Below are 7,816 nucleotides of genomic sequence, written 5' to 3' on the forward strand. Positions count from 1 at the left end.
ATGCGCCTTTTCATCGCAGAAAAGCCGTCCGTCGCCAAGGCCATCGCCGGCGAGCTGGGCGCGACCGGCAAGGGCGACGGCTTCATCGAGTGCGGCACCGACAAAGTGACCTGGTGCTTCGGGCACATGCTCGAACAGGCCGACCCCGACGAGTACACGCCCGATGACGTGCCGCGCGGCCAGTCCGGCAAGAAGGTCTGGCGCGTCGATGAGCTGCCCATCATCCCCGAGAGATGGATTCTCAAGCCCAAGGACGACGCGAAGAAGCAGCTCGCCGTGATCGGCAAGCTGCTCAAGGAGGCCAAGGAGATCGTCAACGCTGGCGACCCCGACCGCGAAGGCCAGTTGCTGGTTGACGAAGTGCTGGAGCACTTCCGCAACAGCAAGCCGGTGCGCCGCTTTTGGGTGAGCGCGCAGGACTCCGTTTCCGTCAAGCGCGGCCTGGCCGCGTTGAAGGAGAACACCACCTATGCAGGCTGGGCCGACGCTGCACGCGGGCGGCAGCGCGCCGACTGGCTGATCGGCATGAACCTCAGCCGCGCGTACACGCTGCGCGCGCAGCGCGGCGGCTCGCGCGCCCTGCTGACCGTGGGCCGCGTGCAGACGCCGACGCTGGCCCTCGTGGTCGCCCGCGACTGCGAGATCGAGGCATTCAAGGCCGTGCCGTACCACACCATCCGGGCGGTGGTGCAGCACGCCGGCGGCAGCTTCGCCGCCGCATGGAAGGCGAAGGAGGATCAAGCCGGCCTGGACAGCGAAGGCCGCCTTATCGATACCGCCGTCGCCGACGCCTGGTGGCCGCCGTCAAGGGCCAGCCGGGCACCATCGCCGCGTACAAACAGGAGGCCAAGAAGCAGAACCAGCCGCTGGCCTTCGCCCTGTCCGACATTACGGCACTGGCCTCGGCCAAGTTCGGCTACAGCGCCGAGGACGTGCTGAACACCTGCCAGGCGCTCTACGAGACGCACAAGCTGACCTCGTACCCGCGCACCGACTGCGCCTACCTGCCGGAGTCGCAGCACGCCGACGCGCCGCGCGTGCTGGAGGCGATCAAGCACGTCAACCCCGAACTGGCCCGCCTGGTCGATGGTGCCGATCCGCGTATCAAGTCCAAGACGTGGGACGACTCGAAGATCACCGCGCACCACGGCATCGTGCCGACCATGCAGAAGGGCAGCAAGGCCGCCCTCAGCGAGCGCGAGCGCAACATCTACGACCTGATCGTGCGCGCCTACCTGGCGCAGTTCTACCCGCTGCACGAGTACATGCAGACCACCGTGGGCGTCGAGATCGCGGGCGAGAACTTCGCCGCGAGCGGCAAGGTAGTCACGCGCAACGGCTGGCGTGACGTGTACAGCCAGGCCGACGAGGAAGGCGAGAAGGACGAGGACGACGACAGCGGCACGCAGGCCCTGCCGTCGATGGCCCAGGGCGACGCCGTGACCTGCACGGACGCCACCCGCAAGGACGCCAAGACGAAGCCGCCAGCGCGCTTTACCGAGGGCACGCTGATCCGCGCGATGGAGAACATCCACAAGTTCGTCAGCGATGCCGAGCACAAGAAGATGCTGCGCGAGGGCGACGGCATCGGCACGTCGGCCACCCGCGCGTCGATCATTTCCGAGTTGAAGCGGCGCGAGTTCCTGGCCGTCAAAGGCAAGCAGATCATCAGCACGACCCTCGGCCGCAGCGTCATCGACGCGCTGCCCGAGGTTGTGAAAAGCCCGGTGCTGACCGCGCTCTACGAGCGGATGCTGAAAGGCGTCGAGCAGGGCACGGTCGCCCTGGACGCCTTCATCACGAAGCAAGAGACGTTCATCCGCGACCAGGTGGCGAAGGCCAACAGCGGAGCCGTGACCATCGCCGGCGGCAAGGAAGCCGCGCCGGTGTCATCCCTTCACAAGTGCATGGCCTGCGGCAGCGGCTTGTCGCGCCGGCCGAGCAAGAAGAAGGGGCAATTCTGGTGGGGTTGCAGCAACTTCCCCACATGCAAGCAGACCTACCCCGACCTCAAGGGTCGGCCCGACTACAGCAAGGGCCGCAACGGCCCGGCATCCGAATGACCACAGCGAAGGAGATCGACCATGAACGAGCAAACCACCACCAACACCGCCGCCCACGACGAGCCGCTGGCCGTCCTGCCGCCGGTTGACGACGCCGCCGCCGGCCGCGAGGCCGTGCGCGAGAAGATGGCCGACGCGCTGACGCCCGGCTTCCAGGTCGAGTTCGACCCCGACGAAGCCGAGCGCGTGGGCGCGTTCGTGGAGGACGCGCTGTCCGAGCAGGACGCCGCCGCGAGCGGCGACGACCTGGTGGAAGTCGATGGCGCGCTGGAGCCGGCATTCCTGGACGACGAAGGCCCGAGCGCCGACATCCCGCCGTTCATCACCACCACGAACGCCCGCGAGCTGTACGACCTGCGGCCCGGCGAGACGGTTGCCCAGGCCGCCGCGCGCAAGGCGTCGGAGGGCTGACCCATGCCGATCACGAAAGCCGAGGCGCAAGGGGTGACGCGGGCTTTCGTCCGCGACTACCCCGGCGCGCTGGAGCTGGCCTACAAGTTCCGCGAGGACGCGGCCGAGCTGTACGGGCCGCGAGCGGCCGAGGTGCCGGCCGACATGAAGGGCGGCTACGTGCCCAAGGAGACGCTGCACGCCGGCCGCGCCTACCGTGGCCGCGTGGACGTGCCCTTGCAGAACGTCGAGAGCGCCGGCGACCTACTGATGACGCTGCGGCACGAGGTGCTAGGCCACTACGGGGCCAACACCTTCGCGCCGGGCGAGAAGCGCGCCTTGCTGGACGGCCTGGCGGCCGCCCGCAACGAACCCACCCTCAAGCCGCTATGGGATGACGTGAACCGGCGCTATGCCGGCCAGTCCCTGGACGTGCGCGCCGAGGAAGTGTTTGCCCTGCACTGCGAGGGCATCGAGCCGAGCCAGCACCAGGTCGCCGACCAGGTGCAGCAGCGCGGCCAACAGTCATTCACGGAAACCTGCATCGCCCGCGTGCGGCCCATGCAGGCCGACGACCTGCACAACATCGTGTGCATGGTCGCCCAGGGCCTGCGCGACCGTTCCCGGACACAGCAGAACTTCCCTCAATTCAACGAGCTATTCCGAAGGGACGAGAACATGGAGCCGAAGAAGCCGTTTCACGAAGTCGTGGCCGAAAAGCTGATCGAGCAGCTCAAGGCCGGCACCGCACCGTGGCAAAGGCCGTGGGAGCCAGGGCAACCCAACGCCTATTTGCCCTTCAACCCGACGACTGGCAAGCGGTACAAGGGTATCAACGCTATTCACCTGATGGCCCAAGGCCGTAGTGATGGACGCTGGATGACCTACAAACAAGCCGCCGCCGTAGGTGCTCAGGTTCGCCGTGGTGAGAAGGGCACGCCAGTTCAATACTGGAAGTTCAGCGAAGAGCAAGACAAATTGGACGACAACGGCCGGCCCGTCCTTGATGCAAAGGGGCAGCCTGTTAAAGAAACCGTCATGCTGGAGCGGCCGCGCGTGTTCTTTGCGACCGTGTTCAACGCCGAGCAGATCGACGGCCTGCCGCCACTCACCCCGCCGAAGGAACAGACATGGAATGCCGTCGAGCGTGCCGAGCACATTCTGAATGCTTCGGGCGCGAAGATCACACACGCGCCTGGAGATCGGGCTTTCTACCGGCCTTCGACCGATAGCATCACCCTGCCAGAGCGCGGCCAGTTCCCCAGCGCCGACCGCTACTATGCGACGGCCCTGCATGAGTTGGGCCACTGGACAGGGCACCCGTCCCGCCTTGACCGCGACATGGCGCACCCGTTCGGCAGTGAGGGTTACGCCAAGGAAGAACTACGCGCCGAGATCGCTTCCATGATCCTCGGCGATGAGCTGGGCATCGGTCACGATCCGGGCCAGCACGCGGCCTATGTCGCATCCTGGATCAAGGTATTGCAAGACGAGCCTATGGAGGTGTTCCGAGCTGCTGCCGACGCCGAGAAGATTCACGACTACGTGCTGGCGTTCGAGCAGAAGCAGGTTCAGGAGCAGACCCAGCAGCAGACCCAGCAGCCCGAAGCCTTCTTTGACAGCATCGGCATGCTGCGCAAGTGGGATACCGCAGACATGATGCCCGAGGATTGGCAGGGCATCGCCAAGACCAACGAGGGTGCTTTTGTTTATGTGGGGCGCGAGGGTGAAGAGCGCACCTTTACCGTGTTGAAGGCCACCACCTTAGACCAGGCGCAAGAAGAAGCGACCACAGTTAAGGCGCTGGCCGTGGACATTGGCGAGGTGCTGAACAACCCGGACGTGAGCTTTCGCCATTACGAGGCGTTCCAAGGCGATAGCCTGGAGCAAGCCCTTCGAGATCGTGCGCTTACCACCGTTGGCAGTGTCACCGGACACGACCCCGAGCGTTTCTATGAAGTTGCACATGATCGCCTGTCGGCCGTGTTCGGCATCGACCCGGACTATTCCGAGATGAGTAACGCTTACTTGGAGCGCAAGGGGCTTGCGCAGGAGTTTGTCGAGAAGGCCGAACAGCTTTACCAGAAGCGCACGGCCGTTGCTGACATTGAGGTAAATATGACTTCCCCGAAAGACTTGGCGGCCGAGCTGCTGGCCGCCCATCCGGCCGATGTTGTTCAGGGCATCGAGCAGGCCGCCACCGCCCGGCGTCAGCTTGCGGCAGGCGAGATCGACGCCCAGGCATTCACGGCCGCGACCCATCAATCCCTTGGCGTTGAACTGCCGGCGGACTGGAGCGGCGAGCTGCGCATTGTCGGCGTGGCAGAACAGGACGGCCAGACTATTGATGCGGCCCAGGCTGGCATCGAGCCGCAGGCGTTCCAGGTTTTCGCCCGCAAGGCTGATGCTCAATTCGGCGAGGACGCTTATTCCTTCGTTGCTGGCACCCGTACAGAGGCGCAGGCCCAAGAGCTGGCCGAGCGCCTGCACCTGGTAGATGCGCTGGGCACTGATGATCCACACGAGCGCGCCGCGAAATTGGCCCGCGTGCATGAAGAGCGAGTAAGCAACGACCCCAACGCTACCGACGAGGACATTTCAGCGGCTAAAGAGGCGCGAAAGGCAGCCGAGGCGACCGCTTTCCTCAACGATACCGAAGCACAGCGGCGAGCCGCAGAGTTGGAGCGCCAGGAGCGCGAGCGGCAGCAGGCGCAGCAACAACCGCAGGCCGAGAAAGCCGAGCGGCACTACATCAACGTGCCGTACAAGGAGAAAGACGAAGCCAAGTCGCTCGGGGCGCGCTGGGATCGTCAGCAGCAGTCCTGGTATGTGCCGCCGGGGGTTGAAACTGCCCCGTTCACTAAGTGGGCGCAGGGGGGCGCTACGGCGGCCGTAGAGCCGCGCTCAACGCAAGAGGCTACCCAGAGCCAGGCTACCGCACAGAAGCCCGAGCAGAAGCGTCAATACCTTGCCGTGCCCTACGAGCAACGCCAGGCGGCCAAAGCAGCCGGCGCGCTTTGGGACAAGGCTGCAAAGTCTTGGTATGTCGGCCCGCGTGGTGACATGGCGAAGCTGCAACGCTGGCTGCCCGACAACGTGCCGACCCAGCAAGGGCCGGCCATGACGCCAAGGGAAGAGTTCGGCGAGGCGATGCGCAATGCCGGCCTGGTGGTTCAGGGCGAGCATCCCATCATGGACGGCAAGCGGCACCGCGTGCCTGTCGAGGGTGGCAAGAAAGGCGCGCTCGATGGTTTCTATGTTGGGCACCTGGACGGGCACCCCGCAGGGCGCATCATCAACAACAAAACCGGCGTGGACATTACTTGGAAGAGCAAGGGCTATGCCCTCAGCGATCAAGAGAAGGCCAAGCTCCAAGCCGAAGCGGCCGAAAAACTGGCCCAGCGTGCCGCAGAGCAAGACAAGCTCCAGGAAGCCACCGCGCAGCGCGTCGGCCGCCAGATGGCCGACCTTGTGCCGGTCGAGCAGCCGACGCCGTACCTGCAAGCCAAGGGCATCGAGGCCCACGCCGGCGTGTTCACCGACCGCGAGGGCCAGAAAACCTACATCCCCGCCTTCGACGCAGACGGCAAGCAGTGACGATGCAGTACATCCAGGAGGACGGCACCAAGCGGTTCGCCAAGGACAGCAAGAAGGAAGGATGCTTCCACCCGGTCGGCGGCATGGATGCGCTGGCCGCAGCGCCGGCGCTGGTGATCTCCGAGGGCTACGCCACGGCGGCCAGCCTGGCCGAAGGGCTGGGCCATGCCACCGTGGCCGCCTTCGACTCGGGCAACCTGCCGCACGTGGCGCGCGCCCTGCGCGAGAAGTTCCCCGACAAGCCCATCGTCATCGCCGGCGACGACGACAAGGCCCAGGAGATCGAGCGCGGCCACAACCCCGGCCGCGCCAAGGCCGAGGAAGCCGCGAAGGCCGTAGGCGGTAAGGCCATCTTCCCGATCTTCGCGCCGGGCGAGCAGCAGGCGAACCCCAAGGGCTTCACCGACTTCAACGACCTGGCGAACAAGAGCGAGCTGGGCCGCGACGGCCTCAAACGCCAGGTCGGCGCAGCCGTGGGCCAGGTGCTGATCGAGGAAGGCCGCCGGCAACAGCAGGAGCAGCGCCAGGAGCGTGCGGGGCAGCAGCAAGACCGACCGCTCAATGTGGCCGATAAAGAAACCAAAGCGCAGAAGCTCGCCGAGCAGTTCAGGGAGAAGGCAGCACGTGACCGGGAACGGTCGCGCAGTTTCAGCCGCTAAACATTGTTGTGTATTGCCCGCCGCCTCGAACCCCGAGGCGGCTTTTTGCTCGAGCATCGCCGCATTCGACGATGCCACCAGGCCAGCGCACGTCGAGCTGCAGCATCGCCGTTTCCGACGATGCACGCCGGCGCTGGTCGACCATCGCCAGTTCCGACGATGCAGGCCCGGCCGGCTTCCCTTGACAGCATCGCCATTTCTGACGATGAGATCCACAACAGCCATTTAGACCAGGCAAAACGACCCGCAAGATGAATCCGCTGACGGACTTCTTGGCCGGGGGTAGCATGAGGGGCCAAATTGCCTATACCCAAAATGACCGGAGGAACCCATGACCAGCCGCAACGGCTACTTCCCAGGCAAGATGTCATTTTCAGAAGGCGATAGCACGAATTATCAAAAGTCGGCCGCACGGTTTTTTCTGACGGTTGACGTCACCTCAGAAAACGGAAAATAAAGCACGCTTAGGCGTAGTTCCCTTGGCTACACCGCGTCGGTACTGCGCGGTTCTTTCTTCCCTTGCAGTGAAGCAATCAGCGGGCAAGAAACATTCCCCTGCCGCAGGTGGCAGGCACACATAAGTTCGGAAAGCACCGACTCCATACGCGCCAAGTCAGTCATTTTTTCGCGCACATCCTTGAGCTTGTGCTCGGCCAGGCCGCTGGCTTCCTCGCAATGGGTGCCATCCTCCAGCCGCAGTAGCTCGGCGATTTCGTCCAGGCTAAAGCCCAGCCGCTGGGCCGATTTCACGAACCGCACTCGTGTTACATCCGCCTCGCCATAGCGGCGAATGCTGCCATAGGGCTTGTCTGGCTCCGGCAGCAGGCCCTTGCGCTGGTAGAACCGGATGGTCTCCACATTGACCCCGGCCGCCTTGGCAAAAACGCCAATGGTCAGATTCTCAAAATTAATTTGCATATCGCTTGACTCCGTACATAACTACGGAAGTAAGCTTAAGCTATCCAAACCAAATTTGAAAGGACAAGCGTATGTCTGAACCACAAAACGGGCGCGGCGCGCTCTTCGCCGGTGGGCTGGCCGCCATTCTTGCGTCGGCCTGCTGCCTGGGGCCGCTGGTTTTGATCGCCTTGGGGTTCAGCGGGGCAT

5 protein-coding genes and 2 pseudogenes are annotated in these 7,816 nt (G+C 64.5%); 5 read left to right on the forward strand and 2 right to left on the reverse strand.

The genetic code is table 11. The annotated features are described in order from the left end of the window. From BMG07_RS24455 to BMG07_RS24465, 3 genes and pseudogenes are all read left to right on the forward strand, one after another. Positions 1-2,063, forward strand: a pseudogene (locus BMG07_RS24455) (DNA topoisomerase III). A gap of 21 nt (positions 2,064-2,084) precedes the next feature. Next, on the forward strand, positions 2,085-2,474 hold the full coding sequence (locus BMG07_RS24460; protein ID WP_176331815.1) for a conjugal transfer protein TraD: 390 nt from the start codon (positions 2,085-2,087) through the stop codon (positions 2,472-2,474). A 3-nt stretch (positions 2,475-2,477) separates the two neighbouring features. Beyond that, positions 2,478-6,709 (forward strand): annotated as a pseudogene (locus BMG07_RS24465) (zincin-like metallopeptidase domain-containing protein). Here the strand turns inward: BMG07_RS24465 and BMG07_RS24470 are convergent. Further along, a complete protein-coding gene (locus BMG07_RS24470) occupies positions 6,699-6,854 on the reverse strand; it encodes a hypothetical protein (protein WP_198086724.1) in 156 nt (51 codons plus the stop codon). The pseudogene BMG07_RS24465 and the gene BMG07_RS24470 overlap by 11 nt on opposite strands. Positions 6,855-7,040: 186 nt before the next feature. Between BMG07_RS24470 and BMG07_RS42715 the strand changes: the two genes are divergently transcribed. Further along, positions 7,041-7,166 (forward strand): hypothetical protein, encoded by a 126-nt coding sequence (locus BMG07_RS42715; RefSeq protein WP_269759348.1) that lies wholly within the window; start codon positions 7,041-7,043, stop codon positions 7,164-7,166. 26 nt (positions 7,167-7,192) lie between these two features. Here BMG07_RS42715 and merR read toward each other — a convergent pair whose 3' ends face one another. After that, the gene (merR, locus tag BMG07_RS24475) at positions 7,193-7,627 is read right to left on the reverse strand and encodes an Hg(II)-responsive transcriptional regulator (RefSeq protein WP_198086725.1); all 435 of its coding nucleotides are present in this window, start codon (positions 7,625-7,627) and stop codon (positions 7,193-7,195) included. Positions 7,628-7,698: 71 nt separating this feature from the next. On the opposite strand from merR, the gene BMG07_RS24480 reads away from it, so the two are divergent. Beyond that, a partial coding sequence (locus tag BMG07_RS24480) for a mercuric transporter MerT family protein (protein WP_269452482.1) occupies positions 7,699-7,816 on the forward strand: 118 nt, incomplete at its 3' end.

The sequence above is a fragment of the Variovorax sp. E3 genome, from assembly GCF_016082275.1.
Taxonomy (GTDB): domain Bacteria; phylum Pseudomonadota; class Gammaproteobacteria; order Burkholderiales; family Burkholderiaceae_C; genus Variovorax.